We start from the raw sequence: 18,551 nt of genomic DNA on the forward strand, positions 1-18,551 counted from the left end.
ATTACTTATTTAAAACTGCCGGCCATTGCTCATCAGCGGCACGAATGAAGCCCTCAATATCTGCTTCCCATTTTGATTTGATGGATTTGTTATAGTTGAGATATAATTTTCCATCGACGATGGACCAATATTTTGGGTCGCCTTTGGCAAATTTGCCATCGGCCATCGCCCAAGCACAATATCCGCCATATTGCGGCAGATACGCTTCTGGCGAAGATGTAAATTTATCTAGGTTTTCTGGAGAAGAAAACAAAAAGTCCGCTCCAAGATGTTGAGCGCTATAGGACTTATCGCCCTTTACTGGCTCCCCAGCTTCAAAAAACGACACAACATCATATCCATCAGCTCCCAAATTACTGAAAGCTTTTGTATAAATGGGTGCTTTGTCTGCATAAGCCGGCGCAACACTCAAAGCAGCAATAGACATAGCAATGGCAGTTATTAGGCGTTTCATGACAAGGCTCCATTTATCAATTTAATCTACAAAATAGCGCCTTGCCATATCACTCACCATACACGATTTCGCGATCTCGATACAAACGTCCTAACTTATATGAACACCTGTTTTGCGATACTGATCAGCATGAAACACCCCCAAAACATCCAAGCGCGTTGAAAAGAAACTCATTTCCTCCAGCGCCAATTGAACATTGCGGTCATCTGGGTGCCCTTCAATTTCAGCGTAAAATAAAGTCGCCGTGAATGACCCCTCAATGAGATAGCTTTCCAACTTTGTCATGTTAACATTATTCGTCGCAAAACCGCCCATCACTTTATAAAGCGCCGCTGGCACATTTCGAACTCTGAAAACAAAAGCTGTAATAAAGCTCTCATCTTCTGATTTTCGTTCAAGAACCGCAGGCTCTTTCGCCATAATCACAAAGCGAGTTGTGTTGTGTGCATGGTCCTCAATATTTGATGCAACAATATCAAGGCCATAAACTTCAGCGGCAAGCTCTGGTGCAATAGCAGCTAGATTTTCATCAACTGATTCGGAAACTTCGCGGGCTGCTCCTGCCGTATCAGCTGATGTGACTGCCTCTATTTGATGTTTTCTTAAAAAATTTCGACATTGCCCAAGCCCCATAATATGGGAACGCGCACGTTTTATCTGCTCTAACTTAACACCTTTTTTTGCCATCATGAAAAAACGAATCGGCTGAAAATACTCTGCATTTATGTGCAGACCAGACTCTGGTAAAAGGTGATGAATATCCGCTACGCGCCCCGCAATTGAGTTTTCCACGGGGATCATCGCTTCAGCTACATCCCCTTGTTTAACAGCACTAAACACGTCCTCGAACGTTTTGCATGGCACTGGCTCCAGATCAGGACGAGCTTGAGAACAGGCAATATGTGAATTCGCACCGGGTTCACCTTGATATGCAATTCGTTTAGTCATTTTGGCTTCTTTCATTGGGGTCAATCTTAGGCATATTCCACCCAAAACAGCTTGATTTTGAGTGCGACGGTTCGCCGCTTCTAAAAACGGGTCGATATTCCTGCAATACCCGCTATGTTGCAGTCTAAGCAATAGCGTGGCAAAAGGCCCGCGCATACCAATATATGAATCTACGACAAGGGCGTTTCATGAGCGACTTGGGCTTAAACAAAATTATGGCTGCGGCATTCTCAACGGGTCTTGCGATCCTTGGTCTAAACGCGGCAAGTGATGCTTTTTTCGAGCATGACGGACCAGAACAACCAGGATACCTCGTTGAGGTGGCAGCAACAGACGCTGGTCACGGCGATGACGAACCGAAATGGATTCCACCAACAGATTATGGTGTCCTTCTCGCGGAAGCTGACATTGCTAAAGGTCAGAAAAAAGTAGCTGCTTGTGCAAGCTGTCACAATTTCGAACCGAACGGACCAAATGGCACTGGACCGGGCCTATATGACGTTGTTATGCGTGATAAAGCCTCTCACGGTGGGTTTGGATATTCAGACGCCTTGATTAGCCTCGGCGGTCAATGGGATTACGCTTCTCTAGATGGCTTCCTGAAAAACCCGAAAAAATACGCTTCTGGTACAGCTATGAATTATGCTGGTCTTTCTAAGGAAACCGACCGCATGAACGTCATTGCATACCTGCACTCACTTTCCGCTTCGCCTGCTCCGCTTCCTGCTCCATTACCACCTGAAGCGTTCATCGAGCCAACAAGTGGTGAAGAAGCACATGGCGATGTTGTCGACGCTGCCCACGAAACAGCCGAAGACGCTGGACACGCTGTAGATGCTGCTCACGAAGAAGTAGAGAATGTAAGCGCTGATGCTGAAGCTGGGGTCGATGCACTCACAGATGCTGCTGAAGGTGCTCAATCGGATGTCGCAGATGCCGTCGAAGAAGCAACAGAGACAGCTTCTGACACAGCAAGCTCAATTGTAGACGATGTCACTGAAGCTGTAGAGTCAGCTACTGATGAAGTTGAAGAAGCTGCTGAAGAGGTTGGGGAGGAAGTTGATACAGAACACGGTCCTCACAACTAAAAAGCTTTAAACCTGAAATAATTGAGACGGCCGTTTGATTGTTCGAACGGCCGTTTCTTTTTGAGCAATACGTTCTATCGCCTCAACGACTGGCTCACTTGCACACATCATGTGATGTGCGTTCGCGTGAAGCATGAACTCATTATTCTGCATAATGCCGACATGCCCGGGCCAAAAAACCAAATCTCCACGCTGCAAATGATCAATACCATCCTCAAAGGGAATAGACTGCCCGAGGATATCTGCCGTCTCTTGCATGCTCGCATCTCTTGGAACACTTATGCCGACCGCCGCCATAGATGTTTGGACAAGCCCAGAGCAATCTAATCCGAAGCTATCTTTTCCGCCCCAAAGATATGGTGCATCTTGAAACATTTCGGCCACCGACACAAAGTCATCATAGGTTTCACCAATATTGAACAAATGGTCGCTAAAAACCCACCCTCCATTCACAATTTTACTGAACAAACCCTGCACTTCTTCAACAGCAACACGTGAATTTATGCTCAACATGTATAGAGGTTTTGTCTTCAAATCAGGCTTGGAAAATACGATTGTTCGCAAAACACCAACTTTGTGCGTCACACCATAATGCACATCCGATAAATCACGAGATTGAATCCATCCCACATATTTATCGTCTTGCAACTGCCCCCAAGACCAATCGCCAATTTTGTCGTAAACGATAAAACTCTCACCCATAAGCGCTTGAGTATCAAGCATAGCTTCATCGGCAGCATCTCGGTAAACACCTGTTATTGGTGCATTTATTTGAAAATGAGCGCCTTCAACAAAATTATCAGCTTCAACTTTTCCCTTTAAGTGTGCTGCTGCAATCCCGTCTTTGTAAGGGTTGAGTCTTGGATTAAGTGGAATATTCGCCAATGTCACAGCCCTGCTTTATTATTTGAACGAAGGTCACGACTAAACGTTAACATCAAAACTCAACTAATAAAACAAAGCACAACACGTTTTAAGCGGCATCTTTAGTCTCATTTGGCAATTGATGTTGAATAGCCTGAAACGCCTCACTAATCGTATCACCATACTCCGTTAGAAAGACAGACCCAGCGACAGTTCTTTGCACAAGTACATTGCGCAAATCATCAGCATCCTTGCGCCGTTTTAGCAAATTATGCCCTGAAAGCGTGTCCAATGCGCGCGTCACTGCAGGCTTACCCATATTTAAACTTAAGGCCAACCCGCGCACTGTATGCGGTGGCGGTGTCAAATACACCGCCATCAAAATCGCCATTTGGCGAGCAGATAAATCAGGCGAATCCGAGCGCACGGATTGCGCGAGCACATCCCGCCATAATTGAAGCGCTGTCGTCCGATCTAATTCCATCTCCAATAACTCTCCTACAAAGCGAATATGCCAGTAGAGAATCACCTAATTCGATTCGCGAATCAATGCCTTTTCGTTGTATTAATTCAAAATTCTCTCTTTAAATGATTAAATACAGCTCTCAGCGCAAATGCCGCTCCACCTTCAGGACGTCCATATTTGCTCAAACGCCATCCCCAAACATCAAAGTGAGTCCATGACGGTGCATCGACAAATTTTTGTAGGAATAACGCCGCTGTAATTGTTCCCGCAAACGGACTACTCGCGCCATTCACAATATCTGCAACAGAACTGTTTAACATTGAAAGATATGGCTTCCACAAAGGAAGGCGCCAGATGGGATCACCCATATCTACTCCACTTTGATAGATGCCAATTGCTAGCGCTTCGTCATTTGTAAAAAATGGAGCAACATCAGCGCCCATTGCAACTCTCGCTGCACCAGTCAACGTTGCAAAGTCCATCAAAATATCAGGCTTCAATTCACACGCACGCGTCAATGCATCTCCCAACACTAAACGCCCTTCGGCATCTGTATTGTCGATTTCTACAGTCAAACCCTTACGGCTATTTAATACATCGCCGGGTCGAAAAGCTGCGCGTCCGATAGCATTCTCAACGGCAGGTATGTGCAATGTCAAACGTACGTTTAAATTTGCTGCCATAATCATCCGCGCCAAACCAATAGCATGCGCAGCACCGCCCATATCTTTTTTCATAATGCGCATATAATTGCCGGTTTTGATATTCAGACCACCCGTATCAAAAGCAACACCTTTGCCTACCAATGCGATATGAGGTGCTTTTTTATTTCCCCAACTCAATTCAATATATCTAGGCGCTTGCACAGCAGCCCGCCCAACAGCATGAATCATTGGGTAATTTTCTTTGAGCAGGTCATCTCCAACAATCTGAGACACTTCAGCACCAAACTCTTTGCCTAGCTCTTCTATTTTTTCGGCTATTTGCGTTGGCCCCATATCTTCAGCTGGCGTATTTATCAAATCACGCACAAGATTAATGGAAGCCTCCTCTATTTGGGCAGCTTCTCTTTCTTCCTGCTTGGAAATCACCAATATAGCCGGCTCAGTAGCATCTTTTTTATAGCGATTGAAGCGATATGCCCCATCAGCCCATCCTGCCGCGATTTGCTCATCACTAAGAAATGGTACGGACGTAGCTATCTTGTACACCCCACTTGGCAGACTAGAAGATGCGCCAGCCAGCACCATCGGATCATCGCCCTCACCCACACCAAATATTACGTCCGCAACAACACCATCACTGTTTGGAATGAGCAGAAATTTTCCTGCTTGGCCTTTAAACCCAGCCGCTTCAGCAAAAGTTGAGAACCGCTTCTCTTGTGCTTGCATCCAGTCGTTTAAGGACTCCTTAGATAGAAGGTGAAGGCGAATGGCTTTTTTCGAAGACGCAATAAAAACAGAACTCATAAATTCATCCAAATTCAAACGCTGAACGTAGGGAAGCGTTAACTAATAATTGACTTGAAACCACGATAGTAAGGGCTTGAAACTATATCAACGCCCTTTCTCAAACTCTTAGGGGTCATGTCATGGCTACCAGCTCAATATCTCGTTTTATTCTACTATCAAGTAGCGCTCTTTTCCTTGCTTCTGCATGTACAAAACCGCCGACAAGCAAAGAAGAAGAGATGATGGAGCAAGTCGCCAATGAAAAGCAAATTCTTGCGGCATCCAAAGTTGAACGCCAAAAAATTAAAAACCACGACATGATCACTCAAGCCAAGTTTTGGGGTGATCAATTTGACCTAAACCCAAGCGATTACGAAGCCGCCGCTGAGTTTGCAAACGCACTTCGCGCCATCGGAAGCGCAGAACGTGCCGTTGACGTGGCCACACAAGCGCTTGCATTACACCCTGGCGATGTTGAACTTTCCAAAACGCTAGCAAAAGCACATATGGATACTGGACGCCCAGACCGTGCAACTAACGCACTCTATAATGCTGTCCCCGACGGAGAAGATTGGGTGTTATACTCCTTGTATGGAATTGCACTAGACCAATTAGGGGACCATAAAAAAGCTCAGCTTCGTTACACAAAAGCGCTCGATATATCTCCTGATAATCAAGTCATCCTCGCAAATTATGCGCTTTCTTTAGCTCTTGAGGGCAAACCTGAAGAAGCAGAAGCAAAATTGCGTCATGCCATTGCATCAAATGAATTTGTTGACCCCCGCGTGCGATTAAATTTAGCACTCATCTTGGGTGTGCAAGGTAAATTCAAGGAAGCGGAAGAAATATCAACCGCAGATTTACCGCCGCATATGGTGCAGGCGAATTCTGAATACTTCAAAAGACTTCTTACACCATCTTCGAGAAGCTGGAATGCATTGCGACACACGCAACAAGATTAACAAAATCAACAGCTTATAAAAGCTGCATATCGAATCTGTCGATATTTCAAATTCAGCTCACACATTAAAGCCGACACTATCAATCTGATATGTCGGCCTTTTCTATGATATTGTTTTATTACTATTTTTCAGAATTTACTGCACGGATTGAGCCACAGGATTCACACCTTCACCGCTTTGTTCAGCGTCTTGTTTCTTTATCTGAATATATGCAGGCGTTCCAATTACGATAAAGAGAACTGGAAGGAAAAACACAATCATAGGCACTGTAAGTTTGGCCGGCAAAGCGGCTGCTTTCTTTTCCGCTTCCAGCACGCGAATTTCACGATTTTCTTTCGCCATTGTTCTCAATGCTGTCCCCATGGGTGTCCCGTATTTCTCTGCCTGCACCAAAGCTGTAGCAACAGATTTTATACCTGGGTGATTGGTTCTATCAGCGAGATTCAAATAGGCTTGGCGGCGCTCCTGAAGATAAGACAATTCCGCAGTCGTCAAGCCAAGTTCCTCAGCAAGCTCAACAGAAGCAGTTCCAACCTCTTCTCCAACTTTGGCGAAAGCGGATTCAATGGACATTCCTGACTCAACACAAATCAACATCATATCCAAGCTATCGGGAAACGCCTTCATGATAGATGCTTTGCGTTTATCTGCCCTATTCGTCAAATACATGTTGGGCGCGTAGAAACCAGCGGCAGCCCCAAACATCACAGCACACATTTGCAATTGAAAATTCAAATCGAAATCATTCACGAAATGTAGATACAGAAACGTCAAAAGCCCGAGTAAAAATGGAAGCGCAAACCGCGCAAAATAGAAAGCAGATACGGGGCGCGGTCCGCGAAGACCTGCTTGAACAAGCGCTTTCTCAAGATTGTCGTCACGCAACAGCGATTGAAGATCAAGCTTATCAACGACATTGCGCATCATCCCCTCATCCTTACGGCGAAGAGATTTATCTTTAAGTTGTTCTCGGCTTTTCCGGCGTAGTTCTTCTCGGCGGTTGGATACCGATTTTAGCCGAGTCTCTAACTTATTGCCTTTGAGTGCTGGCGCAGCAATTGTCAAAATGGTGGCAAAGCTTGCAAGCCCAGCCAACAATGCAGCAAGAAATCCGGGATCTGTAAATGACTCAATCATTTTAACAACATTCTTTCTTGAGCTTGTTTTAAACGTCCAACTTCATCATCTGTTTCATCACGAAAATACCGGCCCCCATGAGCCCCGCTCCCACCATCAGCATGAAATGTCCTGTCGGATGGGTAAATAAGAGCGTGATATAGTCGGGTGAAGAAAAATAGACCAAAATCATAACGGCAATCGGCAAGGCACCAATAATCATTGCGGATGCTTTGGCTTCTGATGAAAGTGCTTTGACCTTTTCAGCCAACATTTTACGAGATCGAAGCACTTCAGACAAATTGCCCAACGCTTCGGATAGATTACCACCAGATTGCTGTTGAATGCCGATCACAATCCCGAAAAAATTCACTTCTGGCAGAGGCATCCGATTATACATATTGGATAAAGATTTCTCGACGGTCGTTCCCATTTGAATAGCATCAATGACACGCTTGAACTCAGTGCCTAACGGCGCAGGCGATTCAGAAGCAATAATCCTCAAACATTCAATAAGTGGTAATCCAGATTTCACACCGCGAACGATAACATCGATTCCATCAGAAAATTGCTGCGTGAACTTCTTTTGGCGTGCACTAATGCCCATGCCAACGACCCAACGAGGCAGCCCCAATGCGCCAGCAAAACCCGCACCAGCAATAATAAGTGGGGTCTGCCCCAGAACAAAAGTTATTCCGGCAACAACAACACCTGTAACAGCAGACAAAACCCAAAACATAGCTGGCTCAATCGTCCATCCAGCCTGTGCGAGCTTATCTTTTATCGTACGTCCTCGCGTATCCTTACGGCGTTTATTTTCACGTTCGCGCAAGGTCTTCATCGAATCTTGCATCTGCTTGCGACGCATCAGGGTCGCATCAACAGAAGAGTTTTTCTTACCACCGGATCCAGCACCGACGGCCACTTGCTTAAAGCGCTTTTGCTGGGCTTTGGTCGTGCCGCCACCAGTAAACGCAAATCCAACGCCGACTACACTCACAAAAGCCAAACCTGCAATGAGGTAGACTATCATCGTCTGATCCATCACGCTGTCTCCAACTGATCCAGTGCAAGCCCGAGCTCTGCTTCCAAATTATAATATTTGGCACGTTCCCAAAAACGAGGGCGACCAACACCGGTTCCACGGTGACGACCAATAAGCTTGCCGTTTTTATCTTCACCATCAATTTCATAGCGAAGAACATCTTGAGTCACGATGACGTCACCCTCGAGCCCCATCACCTCTGAAATAGATACAATCTTTCTTGACCCATCACGAAGACGGGTCGCCTGAATAACAACATCAATCGAACCAACAATCATTTCACGTATCGTGCGCTGAGGAAGAGCAAAACCACCCATCGTGATCATGGATTCCACACGTGATAAACCTTCACGCGGCGTGTTAGCGTGGAGTGTTCCCATTGAACCATCGTGACCTGTGTTCATCGCTTGAAGCAAGTCAAACGCTTCAGGTCCACGCACCTCACCCACAATGATACGGTCTGGACGCATACGCAGACAGTTTTTTACAAGGTCGGTCATTGTTACCTTACCCTGTCCCTCGATATTTGGAGGGCGTGTCTCTAGGCGAACAACGTGGGGCTGCTGAAGCTGAAGTTCCGCGGCATCTTCACACGTAATCACGCGCTCGCCCGGCTCAATAAAGGCAGTCAAACAGTTGAGAAGAGTTGTCTTACCAGAACCCGTACCGCCTGAGATCAACACATTGCAACGTGACGTCCCGATGATACGCAATATCTCTGCACCTGCAGGAGAAATCGCGCCAAATTCGACAAGGTTTTGAATAGTCAGCTTGTCTTTTCTAAACTTACGAATGGTCAGTGTTGGACCATCAATCGCGAGCGGCGGCGCAATAACGTTTACACGTGAACCATCTGCCAAACGCGCATCACAAATAGGGCTGGATTCATCCACACGACGACCAACCTGCGACACGATCCGCTGACAGATATTCATCAACTGGCCGTTATCACGGAAACGGATATTCGTGCGCTCAATCTTTCCGTTGACCTCAATGTAGGTACAATTTGCACCATTCACCATGATATCAGCGATATCATCACGCGCTAAAAGCGGCTCAAGCGGACCATACCCAAGAACATCATTACAGATATCTTCAAGCAGCACTTCCTGCTCGGCTAAAGACATCACCACATTTTTAATTGAAATGATCTCGATAACGATATCGCGAATTTCTTCGCGTGCGCTCTCTTGATCCAATTGCGCCAGTTGAGACAAATCAATTGTATCTATCAAAGCATTGAATATCTCTGTTTTTACCAGATAATATTCCTCAGAACGCCCTTCATCCTCAGATTTGGCAGGTTTGGCTTTTTCCTTTTTCACAAGCGGCGGCGCAGACTTTGCCTTCACCGGCGGAGGTGTAGGAGATGGCGAAGCTTGAGGCGCAGGAATTGGTGCAGAAGCCTCCTGCTTTTCAGAAACAACAGGTTTCGGCGGCTCAACACTTTCGGGCTTTACCGGCGGTGCTGCGGGTCTAGGAGGAGCCGTTTGGCCAGCACCAAATGATCCTGTTTTTTTTCCAAACATTCTCTACCCCTAACGCTTGAACAATTTGTTCAATAAGCTACCGCGCTCAACTTTGATTTCGCGGCCAGTCACCAATGAAGCCAAGTAATCTATGCCTTGCGAACACTTAGAATCTTCAGCAACATCGGCAATCATTTGCCCATTATTGGCAGCTGTTCCAAATAGTTGAGGATCAAATGGCAAAACAAGATCTGGCTCTAAATCCATTGCTTGCGCAAAATCTTTCACCGGTATCTCAGGCCGCTTAGGCACACCAACTTGGTTGATAACCAATCTTGGTTTGCTATCATTTGGACGAGCAGCTTTGAGGAAATCTATTAAATTCTTACCATTGCGAAGTGATGCCAAATCAGGCTGCACGACAACAACGATTTCATCTGCAGACACGACCGTACCTTTAAACCAATCTGTCCAGATATGTGGAAGATCGAGAACAACAAACGGCACAGTTTCACGCACTTTATTCAAAACAGTGCTGTATGTTTCTTCATCCACATCATAGGTGCGGTCCAGACTTGCTGGCGCAGTAAACAAGGATAGATTATCCGTTGCTTGCGTCAGCAAGCGGTTCATAACAGCATCGTCAAATCTGTCTGGTGCCATCAAAGCATCAGCTATTGTCTGGTTTGACTCACTGTTGAAATCGAGACCAGTCGTCCCAAAATTCAAATCAAGGTCGATAAGGGTCGTAGCTTGCTTCAATCGTTCAGAAATCGCCCACGCTAAGTTATGAGCGATGGTCGATGAACCCACGCCCCCCTTCACGCCAGTTACGGCAAGTGTTTTTCCAACAAATGGTTGCTCTGGATCAGCAAACTGACTTGAAATTGCGCGAATTAACTGCACCGTTTCAAGCGGAGGAACGATGTATTCAGACACACCTCTAGCCATCAATTCACGATACAAACGGATGTCATTTGCAGCACCAATGACAACCACTTTTACAGTCTCATCACATAATTGAGCGAGTTCATCTAGCTCAGCCAACAATTTTGCGGACTTTGCTGTAGACTCCACAACAATCATATGTGGCAAATCATGTTCTTGATAATAATTGATTGCTGCAACAACACCGCCTTCAACAATATCCGCAGTGACATTCACCATTCGGCGGTCTTGCATGGATTTGTTGAGCATTTGCTGACACATCTGAGTCTGACAAAAAGCATGGATAGTGATGCGAGGAATAACACGATCCCCACCTTCTGCATGGGTCAGAGCAAAATCAACATCCTCATCATCATCATCCATTGAAGCAGCATCTGTTTCTATGGATGGGATATATTCTTCGTTTTGAGCCGACGAAGTTAAGCCTAAATCAGATCTTGGCAGCACAGTTGAAGGCTGAACCGCTTTGGTCGGCGTTTCGAGGCTTTGGCTCACTTCCTCGCCAAAGTCATCAGCAAAATCTTCTAAACTAAAATGATTATCATCTGCATCAAAATCATCTTCAAATGCCGGCATTTCAGTTTCAACTGGACTAGAATGGCTTCTTGAAGAAGGAGAAGTTTCAGGCTCTTCAAATGCTTCAAAATCAGCACCAGTTGAAGACGTATCAGGTACTTCCAATTCGCTAAAATCTGGAGCAGGTGTAGAAGATATGTTTGATTGACTCAAACGGTCTGTATACTGGTCTGCATCGTCCAATGGCGGTTCAAAATCTTTTGATAGTGCATTTTCCAGAATACTGTCTAAATCTGAAAAACTGGACGAGACTTTATCTGACGCTGTATCAGATACCCATTCATCTTCGTTTTCAGTTTCGGGCTCAATGTCGAGTTCAAACTCGTCTGGCTCTCTGGACAAAGCTTCTTCTGATAGGTCAAGCCCGTCGAAAACGGAAACCTCTTCCTCATCATTCAAGTCTTCAAAATCATTTTCATCATCGAGATCAACCGCTTCGATGTCATGAGTTTTTTCATCTTTGACGACATGCCCCATCATTGCCGCAGCAAGGTCTACCGGTTTTGCATCACTAACTTCTCGGGACACTTGAATTGGATCTTCGGCAAACGTGGCCTCTTCGTTAAACTCAGAAGGAGTCAGCTCACTTCCACCAATGACACTTTGAAGTTCAGCCAATAAATCAGCCGAAATTTCAACACCATTTTCATCATCTCGAGGAGATGTGTCCACATCATTTTGAAACAGAATATCGCTACCATCTGCTTCACCTGCAGAAGAATGCAATTCATCTTTCTCAAACTGGCCAATTGGCTCATCAATGTCCAAATCGAGTCCTAGTTCTTCGATTAGAGACTCATATGTTTCATCATCAAGCGTGTCGTTGGGATCTGTCATATGAGCCCTCCTAAAATCTTCTACGGTCTATTGTTGCGTACTGCTACCATCGGCTTCTTGAGATGAAGCGGTACTCTGACCCAATCGGTATTTTTCATATACGGTTAGTTGGCGGGATGAATCTCCAGGACCAATTTCTCTTTCGCCCAACAGGTCTCCCGGCTTGGCAATCATCATCGCAATATTCTCATTCACCGCACAGCCAAAACTGCCTACCGAAGAATTACTTCTCAGGTCAGTCCAATCATGTTCATTCACAGTCGAACATCCGGGCACATGAGCTTGATAAGATTTATAAGCGAGAACAAGAGGTGCAGCATTACCCGCCGCCGGCTGATAGCCACCAACGGTTATATTGTCAGGCAGCACACCTGCTCTTGATAGTATGGAACGAATAGACGTAATGGCTCTAACAGCTTCACGTGAGCCATCTGGCGCACTTAGTACGATTGGGCCATATCCGTCATCAGCGAAATTTTCGACAAAGAGTTCAACACGTCTTCGATCTGCCGGTGTGAGATGTCCCACTCCAAGTTCGGTCAATTCCAAATAATGCGTTTGTTCTTTAACTTCGATTTCACGATGGTTACCCGTCGCAATATCAATATTTTCCTGAGACTGACTACATGCAGAAACAGCGATTATTGATGCGCCAAGAAGCGCGAGTGTTTTCCAGTTGCTCATATTCGCCCCTTTATCAATCAAAGATGAAACCAGCACCGTTAATGCCGGCAGTTTCTTCTACATCAGCGCCCTCGACTGCGTAGACTTCATTCATTTTACCGAAGAAAATAGCTTTCGCGTCTTTCGCAGCAACATATCCATCATCAGGAGAACGTAATTTTTTCGGATCTGTCGGGTCCACCAGATATGGTGTTACGATCACAACCAATTCGGTTTCGTTGTTCTGAAATTCCCGCGACCGAAACAAAGAACCGATAACTGGTAAATTTCCAACACCAGGAACCTTATCCATTGCTTGGCTCGTTTGTTCTTGAATCAACCCAGCAATAACAAGAGAACCACCAGAAGGCATTTCAACTGTTGTATCTGCACGTCTAACTTTCAATGCAGGAATAACAACGGCGGGCGTGGAAACAGTATTTCCCGCACCATCAACATAAGTTGTTCCACCAATTTGGTATCCGCCCGTACTGGTCAGCTCTGATACTTCCGTAGAAATACGCATGGAAATACGGCTTTCAGAAAGCACAACTGGCGTAAACCCTAGTCCCACACCGAAAGGTTTAAATTCTAGAACGACTTCACCATCGCTATCGACTTCAGAAGGGACAGGAAATTCACCACCAGCAAGGAATTTAGCACTTTCACCCGATAGAGCTGTCAGATTGGGTTCTGCTAAAGTTCGCACCAATCCGATACGCTCTAGCATATCCACAGAGAAGCCAGCCGAACTTTGTAATTTGTCTCCAACATAATTGTTGTAACTTGGGCTAAGGCTCATTCCACCAAGAGATTCACCAGATATACCCAATGAATTGGATGTTCCAAAACTGACAGACTGATCCCAAGGCGCTGCCGGAGCAAGAACTTGCAAAGCCTCTCCGGCGGCATCTAATAAGACTTCACCCGTCACAGCGTCATATGCTGTTTGAACACTTTTATTGGCCAATTCACCAATATTCATAGAGCCTGAAAGGTTTACACCCAACTGCTTTATTACGGACCGCTGCATCTCAACGATACGCACTTTAAGCAAAACTTGGTCTTTGCCCTCAATAGAAATCATATTGATAACAGGGCTATCATCGACAACAAATTGCTGCGCCAATTGAATGGCCATATCCGCATCTGAAAGACTTGGCGATTTTCCAGCCAAAACAATGGCACCATTCACAAATTCAGCTTTGATCGCTGAACGTGGAACATATTGCTCAATCAACGCTTGTAATTCACTGACGCCCTGACCAGCGACAATGACATCCAGTGATAAAATTTCTTTACCCTGAGCGTTTGTAAAGATGATACTGCTTTCGCCTTTTCCCTTGGCAAGAACAGCTATGCGGCGCTTGGAGCGGGCAAGTACGTCTGCTATCTCAGGATTAGCAACCAAAATGTCATCAACATCTTCTTCAAACTCAAGCACAGCCGTTTTGTTTTGAGAAAGGTTCAATGTTCGTGAAGTGGCACTTTGGCCCGGCTCAGTCACACGTACTCGGATAGTTTCACTGACACCGCCTGCAAGACTGTTCTGTGCAAACGCACTTTCACTGCCAAAACCGATGGCAGCAACACACGCAGATAATAGAATTTTTTTAATCATAGCTGTCATTCCCATAGCCACACTTACGCGCCATCCTCGGTATATTGAGGGCTAGGTAATTCGCTCCCACCCATACTTTTAAATTCACTATTTTCTGATGATTGTTGGTTTTGATTGCGCTGTACGACGCCAGCGGGTGCACTCATCGGTGATACACTCACGCCTTTTTGAAAAACTCTCACGCCATCAGAACCAGCACCACGGCGAGACGCCATAGCTAGACCATTAGCCGTCGCACCAGAAGGACCACTCAATTCACTAATAGATCTCAACACTAAAGAAAGGTCGCCCCGTTCTTGAGCGGCCATCAAAACCATAGCGTCCTGTTTACTGAGCTCCAAAGTCGCGCGATGTCCAACAACGGCGTCACCAGCTTCTTCTTCAACAGGTCTGTAATATCCATCAATTGCCAAAACACGTACATTGTTGAGTATTGTATCTATGGCGGTTTCTTCAGTGATACCAGTTGGGCGCTCTACATCCACTTCAAAAGTGAGAAGCACATCAACATGATCATTTGGAAAGATGAACCCACCTGCTGCTGTTTCAGCTGAGATCTCAACCGCAACAGCACGCATACCTGGCGTCAAAACAGCAGCCATAAAGCCTGCCTCACCTGGGTGCACAACTTTTTCAGAGGTCAAAGGCTCACCAGCCATCATATTTGTGCGTACAACCGCCCCCTGCATAGCCTCGATAGCATCAGGACTCATTTCTTCCGTAAAGAAGGAGGATGTATTAGATTCCTCGGGCCAAGACTGCCAACTTAACTGACCCTCTTTTACAAACTGGCCAACTTTTAAATCAGTTGTTGCAACAAGAACTTTTAAGACAGGAATTTGTTCTGCTTGCCCAACTTCACTCAAAGTCGCTGTTTGGATTGGAATAACAGCAGGCGTAGAGGAACTCTGCATCCCGTTAACGAGAAAAGCTGCAGACACTGCTGCAGCAGCTGCAATAAGCAATATAACGAGGCGCATTACTGGCATTTTATTCTCCTAAAGTCCCACGGACTCCATTTTTCTTCTCTACAATTCCACATATGTCCTAAACGCATCGTTAATTCTTGAGACTATTGAGACGCCCCAATAGAGTTAATTGCTTGCATAAGAACAAAAGATTGAGGCGCGGCCCAAAACGCTCCGGCCGCAATAGCAACTCCGTAAGGGACTTTTTTTGTATCAAGCATCTTCGCTAATCGGTCATTTTTGGGTTCAAATTTCATGCGGCGAATAATGATGAGGGGCAGAGCGATTAAACCGCCTGCGATCGCGAAGGCTGCTAAAAATGTAGGCTCGGCCTGTAGCCCCATCCACAAAGATACAGCCGCCACGAGTTTTGCATCACCGCCGCCCCAAATCCGCAAGTAAAATAGAGCAATACCAATGATTAAGGCGATTGCACCAACAAGCGCATGCCACCCAAATTGCTCCAAAGACAGTTCAGCAAAATAGGCAGTTGGCAGAAACAAAATTGCAATTAAGATCGAAACCCAATTGGGAATGGTGCGATCAAACACATCATGACAGGCCGCATAAACAAGCAATGCCGCGAATATTCCTGCAGATATTGGGATAATCATACGCCTTCTCACTTCCCCTATTGGTGCGACGACCAATTCATGAGCAAGGGCTTAAATAATTTTGGTGAATTTTAGGTTACTTCGCCTCTTAGCCAAGAGCAAACCAGAAGATCAGAACTTCGAACACAAAAAAGCCGCCGGAATAAACCGACGGCTTCAATGTCAGAACCCTAAAGAGTCCTATAAATTCATTATGTAGATGGAGCTTCAACCAATTTTTCAGAAACAGCATCAAACGTTGCACTTGTTTTTGTACCAACAGTAGAAACACCACCGATGATAGCAACAGAGATAAGAGCAGCAATTAGACCGTACTCGATAGCAGTTGCACCAGACTCGTCTTTAAAGAATTTTTTCATAAGGTTTTTCATTTTGTATTCTCCGCATTTTGTTTACATGGCATATGTTTTCCCACCCCGTTATTTATGTCTTCTCGGTGGCGGTTGAGTTGTTTATAGAATAGATTGATGAAATCGACGTTTATCTATACAAAAACTTGTCTGGTAAATGAGTAATTACTTGTTTACCATAAGATTATTGGCCAATTGAGTAAGGTTTGGTTTACCCTTTACTTATGGTTAACTTATTCATACTCCAAACAGTCGAATGTCATATTTTCGGTAGAATGTATGAGTAGATAAAAGACAGTCACGTTTATCACCCTCCCCCAAAGCTCTGTCCTATATAAGGGGGTCAAAAAGTGATTGAAAAACTCTCATGTCCCAATTCCTTAGGTTTTGATTCAATTTTAGGGGATATGATGCTTGTAAATTCGCTTTATGTGGCGAAAACAGGAGTTATTATGGCTTTCAATTTTTTTAAAATCGCCGCTATCGCTGCACTTGCCTCATCTATGACCATGGTGTCAGAAGCTGCAAATCCAGCCCAAGAAAATGAGATTGATGTATATATCGACCAAACTCAGCTTCTTCATTTAGGCACACCAATGGGAAGCATTATTGTCGGAAACCCAGATGTCGCGACGGTCGCTGTTCACGACAATCACACTTTGCTTCTGACCGGTTTGTCATTTGGCACAACAAATTTGATCGTATTGGACTCAGTAGGGCGCCCGATACACAAGAGCCAATTAATGGTTTCAGAACGTGCAGGCTCAGGCACTCTAACAGTCGCACGTGGCCAAGAAACAAACACGTACGCATGTAGCAATAAATGCCGCCCTGTAAATTCAGGCATGTAACTAATATAATGACTTTTCTTATGTTAATAAGAAAAGTCTAAATTCCACACACCCAAACAAGAATTACTTCATCTATTTTTGATATTCTGAAATACATATTGCAATTCTAAGGTGACGTGACGCCCCATGTGCACAAAACACATAAAAAAACCTCAACTGCGTCTTTGGCGAAATCGACTAAACGATTTTGCTAAAAACAAAGAAGGGATTGTTGCTGTTGAGTTTGCGCTGATTGCAGCTCCATTTTTTCTACTCGTCTTTGGTCTACTTGAAATAGCATTGATCTTTTTCATGACCACGACACTAGATTATGGGGTTACTCAAGCGTCTCGCCAAATTAGAACAGGCGAATTGCAAAGCAAAGCTGCTGTTAAAAGCGATTTTGCAACACTGGTCTGCGGAAATCTTTTTGATTTGCTGGATTGTAGCAACCGACTTCACATTGATGTTCAAAGATATGAAGATTTCGTCGCGAGCAATGCCGGAGACACCCTTCCCCTAAATGAGGACGGAACACTCCAAAATAATTTCAATTACAACCCAGGTGGCCCAAGTGAAATTGTGCTTGTTCAAGTCTATTATGAGTGGAGCCTAATCACTCCAATTATGTCGTCCGCTTTAAAGAATATGAACGACGGCAAGCGCTTGCTCCATTCAACAGCTGTTTTCAGAAATGAACCATTCTAATGTTGATTAACTTTATAAAACATTTCTGGAAAAATGACGAAGGTGTTGCAGCACTTGAGTTTGCACTATGTCTGCCTTTGCTGACCGTGTTATTTTTTGGCACAATCGAAATATCTTTACTTGTCGAAGCTGATCGCCGCGTTACATCCACAGCAAGCACAATTGCAGATTTGGTCGCAAGAACCAGTGAAGTAAATTATTGCGAAGTTGAAGACATTTTTTATGCATCCAGTCGCATAATCCGGCCTAAAAACGCTTCAACAGTCAAAATGAGACTTTCAAGCGTTGTAGAAGACAGTAAATCTGGAAAAGCCGTCGTGGAATGGAGCCAAGGCCGCAATGGTATGGCAGCTTACGCTTCGGGGAAAGAATTGACCGTCGATTCTGGTATTATGCCAAGCAATGGATCTGTAATATTCGCCGAGATAGAATATGACTATGACACACCTTTCCAATACGTCATTTCATCCGTTTCGAAACTCTCGCAACATTTCTATTTACGCCCACGTCAATCAGATAAAGTGGCTTGGATAGGCTCAAAATCCAATCCGGGAAATTGCTAATCAAAGCAAT

Annotated in this window: 19 protein-coding genes; 5 read left to right on the top strand and 14 right to left on the bottom strand. The window is 45.0% G+C overall.

All coding sequences use genetic code 11. From position 1 onward, the window contains the following. Position 1 precedes the first annotated feature (1 nt). The gene (locus AC5EF3_RS06450) at positions 2 to 454 is read right to left on the bottom strand and encodes a YHS domain-containing (seleno)protein (RefSeq protein WP_493547448.1); all 453 of its coding nucleotides are present in this window, start codon (positions 452 to 454) and stop codon (positions 2 to 4) included. A gap of 90 nt (positions 455 to 544) precedes the next feature. Then, on the bottom strand, positions 545 to 1,402 hold the full coding sequence (locus AC5EF3_RS06455) for a prephenate dehydratase (protein WP_041301955.1): 858 nt from the start codon (positions 1,400 to 1,402) through the stop codon (positions 545 to 547). A 188-nt stretch (positions 1,403 to 1,590) separates the two neighbouring features. On the opposite strand from AC5EF3_RS06455, the gene AC5EF3_RS06460 reads away from it, so the two are divergent. After that, positions 1,591 to 2,490, top strand: coding sequence for a c-type cytochrome (locus tag AC5EF3_RS06460; protein ID WP_015826700.1), 900 nt, complete (start codon positions 1,591 to 1,593; stop codon positions 2,488 to 2,490). Positions 2,491 to 2,496: 6 nt separating this feature from the next. Here the strand turns inward: AC5EF3_RS06460 and AC5EF3_RS06465 are convergent, their stop codons facing one another. The 3 genes from AC5EF3_RS06465 to AC5EF3_RS06475 form a co-directional block, all read right to left on the bottom strand. Beyond that, positions 2,497 to 3,375, bottom strand: coding sequence for a C40 family peptidase (locus AC5EF3_RS06465; RefSeq protein WP_493547449.1), 879 nt, complete (start codon positions 3,373 to 3,375; stop codon positions 2,497 to 2,499). An 88-nt stretch (positions 3,376 to 3,463) separates the two neighbouring features. Further along, a complete protein-coding gene (locus AC5EF3_RS06470) occupies positions 3,464 to 3,838 on the bottom strand; it encodes a MarR family transcriptional regulator (RefSeq protein ID WP_493547450.1) in 375 nt (124 codons plus the stop codon). Between the two features lie 86 nt (positions 3,839 to 3,924). Beyond that, positions 3,925 to 5,289 carry a leucyl aminopeptidase family protein gene (locus AC5EF3_RS06475; protein ID WP_493547451.1) on the bottom strand — a complete coding sequence of 455 codons (1,365 nt, stop codon included), beginning with the start codon at positions 5,287 to 5,289 and terminating at the stop codon, positions 3,925 to 3,927. Positions 5,290 to 5,411: 122 nt separating this feature from the next. Between AC5EF3_RS06475 and AC5EF3_RS06480 the strand changes: the two genes are divergently transcribed. Continuing rightward, positions 5,412 to 6,233: a tetratricopeptide repeat protein gene (locus tag AC5EF3_RS06480; protein ID WP_015826696.1), complete on the top strand. Its 822-nt coding sequence runs from the start codon at positions 5,412 to 5,414 to the stop codon at positions 6,231 to 6,233. 135 nt (positions 6,234 to 6,368) lie between these two features. Here AC5EF3_RS06480 and AC5EF3_RS06485 read toward each other — a convergent pair whose 3' ends face one another. The 9 genes from AC5EF3_RS06485 to AC5EF3_RS06525 all read right to left on the bottom strand — a co-directional run bounded on the left by AC5EF3_RS06485 (position 6,369) and on the right by AC5EF3_RS06525 (position 16,461). Then, positions 6,369 to 7,370: a type II secretion system F family protein gene (locus tag AC5EF3_RS06485; RefSeq protein WP_493547452.1), complete on the bottom strand. Its 1,002-nt coding sequence runs from the start codon at positions 7,368 to 7,370 to the stop codon at positions 6,369 to 6,371. Positions 7,371 to 7,398: 28 nt separating this feature from the next. Further along, on the bottom strand, positions 7,399 to 8,394 hold the full coding sequence (locus AC5EF3_RS06490) for a type II secretion system F family protein (RefSeq protein WP_015826694.1): 996 nt from the start codon (positions 8,392 to 8,394) through the stop codon (positions 7,399 to 7,401). Further along, positions 8,394 to 9,923 (bottom strand): TadA family conjugal transfer-associated ATPase, encoded by a 1,530-nt coding sequence (locus AC5EF3_RS06495; RefSeq protein WP_493547453.1) that lies wholly within the window; start codon positions 9,921 to 9,923, stop codon positions 8,394 to 8,396. The genes AC5EF3_RS06490 and AC5EF3_RS06495 overlap by 1 nt, the downstream gene beginning before the upstream one ends. 9 nt (positions 9,924 to 9,932) lie before the next feature. Continuing rightward, the gene (locus AC5EF3_RS06500) at positions 9,933 to 12,224 is read right to left on the bottom strand and encodes a CpaE/TadZ family protein (protein ID WP_493547454.1); all 2,292 of its coding nucleotides are present in this window, start codon (positions 12,222 to 12,224) and stop codon (positions 9,933 to 9,935) included. A 27-nt stretch (positions 12,225 to 12,251) separates the two neighbouring features. Next, positions 12,252 to 12,908 carry a CpaD family pilus assembly protein gene (locus AC5EF3_RS06505; protein WP_493547455.1) on the bottom strand — a complete coding sequence of 219 codons (657 nt, stop codon included), beginning with the start codon at positions 12,906 to 12,908 and terminating at the stop codon, positions 12,252 to 12,254. A 13-nt stretch (positions 12,909 to 12,921) separates the two neighbouring features. Beyond that, positions 12,922 to 14,508 carry a type II and III secretion system protein family protein gene (locus AC5EF3_RS06510; protein WP_049763187.1) on the bottom strand — a complete coding sequence of 529 codons (1,587 nt, stop codon included), beginning with the start codon at positions 14,506 to 14,508 and terminating at the stop codon, positions 12,922 to 12,924. Between the two features lie 23 nt (positions 14,509 to 14,531). Then, positions 14,532 to 15,497 carry a Flp pilus assembly protein CpaB gene (gene cpaB / locus AC5EF3_RS06515; protein WP_493547456.1) on the bottom strand — a complete coding sequence of 322 codons (966 nt, stop codon included), beginning with the start codon at positions 15,495 to 15,497 and terminating at the stop codon, positions 14,532 to 14,534. Positions 15,498 to 15,580: 83 nt separating this feature from the next. Next, entirely contained in the window at positions 15,581 to 16,090 is a 510-nt protein-coding gene (locus AC5EF3_RS06520) for an A24 family peptidase (RefSeq protein ID WP_015826688.1), read from the bottom strand. A gap of 191 nt (positions 16,091 to 16,281) precedes the next feature. Continuing rightward, complete coding sequence (locus tag AC5EF3_RS06525) at positions 16,282 to 16,461, bottom strand: Flp family type IVb pilin (RefSeq protein WP_015826687.1); 180 nt, start codon at positions 16,459 to 16,461, stop codon at positions 16,282 to 16,284. A 431-nt stretch (positions 16,462 to 16,892) separates the two neighbouring features. On the opposite strand from AC5EF3_RS06525, the gene AC5EF3_RS06530 reads away from it, so the two are divergent. The 3 genes from AC5EF3_RS06530 (at position 16,893) to AC5EF3_RS06540 (ending at position 18,541) form a co-directional block, all read left to right on the top strand. Further along, on the top strand, positions 16,893 to 17,291 hold the full coding sequence (locus AC5EF3_RS06530; protein WP_493547457.1) for a pilus assembly protein N-terminal domain-containing protein: 399 nt from the start codon (positions 16,893 to 16,895) through the stop codon (positions 17,289 to 17,291). Between the two features lie 126 nt (positions 17,292 to 17,417). Beyond that, positions 17,418 to 17,978 carry a TadE/TadG family type IV pilus assembly protein gene (locus AC5EF3_RS06535; RefSeq protein WP_493547458.1) on the top strand — a complete coding sequence of 187 codons (561 nt, stop codon included), beginning with the start codon at positions 17,418 to 17,420 and terminating at the stop codon, positions 17,976 to 17,978. Further along, entirely contained in the window at positions 17,978 to 18,541 is a 564-nt protein-coding gene (locus tag AC5EF3_RS06540; protein WP_493547459.1) for a TadE/TadG family type IV pilus assembly protein, read from the top strand. The genes AC5EF3_RS06535 and AC5EF3_RS06540 overlap by 1 nt, the downstream gene beginning before the upstream one ends. Positions 18,542 to 18,551: the final 10 nt, after the last annotated feature.

This window comes from Hirschia sp. (assembly GCF_058892565.1).

Excerpts from the sequence above, each read along its gene's own strand:
- AC5EF3_RS06450 (WP_493547448.1), bottom strand. The coding sequence starts at position 454 with ATGAAACGCCTAATAACTGCCATTGCTATGTCTATTGCTGCTTTGAGT.
- AC5EF3_RS06455 (WP_041301955.1), bottom strand. The coding sequence starts at position 1,402 with ATGACTAAACGAATTGCATATCAAGGTGAACCCGGTGCGAATTCACAT.
- AC5EF3_RS06460 (WP_015826700.1), top strand. The coding sequence starts at position 1,591 with ATGAGCGACTTGGGCTTAAACAAAATTATGGCTGCGGCATTCTCAACG.
- AC5EF3_RS06470 (WP_493547450.1), bottom strand. The coding sequence starts at position 3,838 with ATGGAATTAGATCGGACGACAGCGCTTCAATTATGGCGGGATGTGCTC.
- AC5EF3_RS06475 (WP_493547451.1), bottom strand. The coding sequence starts at position 5,289 with ATGAGTTCTGTTTTTATTGCGTCTTCGAAAAAAGCCATTCGCCTTCAC.
- AC5EF3_RS06480 (WP_015826696.1), top strand. The coding sequence starts at position 5,412 with ATGGCTACCAGCTCAATATCTCGTTTTATTCTACTATCAAGTAGCGCT.
- AC5EF3_RS06485 (WP_493547452.1), bottom strand. The coding sequence starts at position 7,370 with ATGATTGAGTCATTTACAGATCCCGGATTTCTTGCTGCATTGTTGGCT.
- AC5EF3_RS06490 (WP_015826694.1), bottom strand. The coding sequence starts at position 8,394 with ATGGATCAGACGATGATAGTCTACCTCATTGCAGGTTTGGCTTTTGTG.
- AC5EF3_RS06495 (WP_493547453.1), bottom strand. The coding sequence starts at position 9,923 with ATGTTTGGAAAAAAAACAGGATCATTTGGTGCTGGCCAAACGGCTCCT.
- AC5EF3_RS06500 (WP_493547454.1), bottom strand. The coding sequence starts at position 12,224 with ATGACAGATCCCAACGACACGCTTGATGATGAAACATATGAGTCTCTA.
- AC5EF3_RS06505 (WP_493547455.1), bottom strand. The coding sequence starts at position 12,908 with ATGAGCAACTGGAAAACACTCGCGCTTCTTGGCGCATCAATAATCGCT.
- AC5EF3_RS06510 (WP_049763187.1), bottom strand. The coding sequence starts at position 14,508 with ATGATTAAAAAAATTCTATTATCTGCGTGTGTTGCTGCCATCGGTTTT.
- cpaB (WP_493547456.1), bottom strand. The coding sequence starts at position 15,497 with ATGCCAGTAATGCGCCTCGTTATATTGCTTATTGCAGCTGCTGCAGCA.
- AC5EF3_RS06520 (WP_015826688.1), bottom strand. The coding sequence starts at position 16,090 with ATGATTATCCCAATATCTGCAGGAATATTCGCGGCATTGCTTGTTTAT.
- AC5EF3_RS06525 (WP_015826687.1), bottom strand. The coding sequence starts at position 16,461 with ATGAAAAACCTTATGAAAAAATTCTTTAAAGACGAGTCTGGTGCAACT.
- AC5EF3_RS06530 (WP_493547457.1), top strand. The coding sequence starts at position 16,893 with ATGGCTTTCAATTTTTTTAAAATCGCCGCTATCGCTGCACTTGCCTCA.
- AC5EF3_RS06535 (WP_493547458.1), top strand. The coding sequence starts at position 17,418 with ATGTGCACAAAACACATAAAAAAACCTCAACTGCGTCTTTGGCGAAAT.
- AC5EF3_RS06540 (WP_493547459.1), top strand. The coding sequence starts at position 17,978 with ATGTTGATTAACTTTATAAAACATTTCTGGAAAAATGACGAAGGTGTT.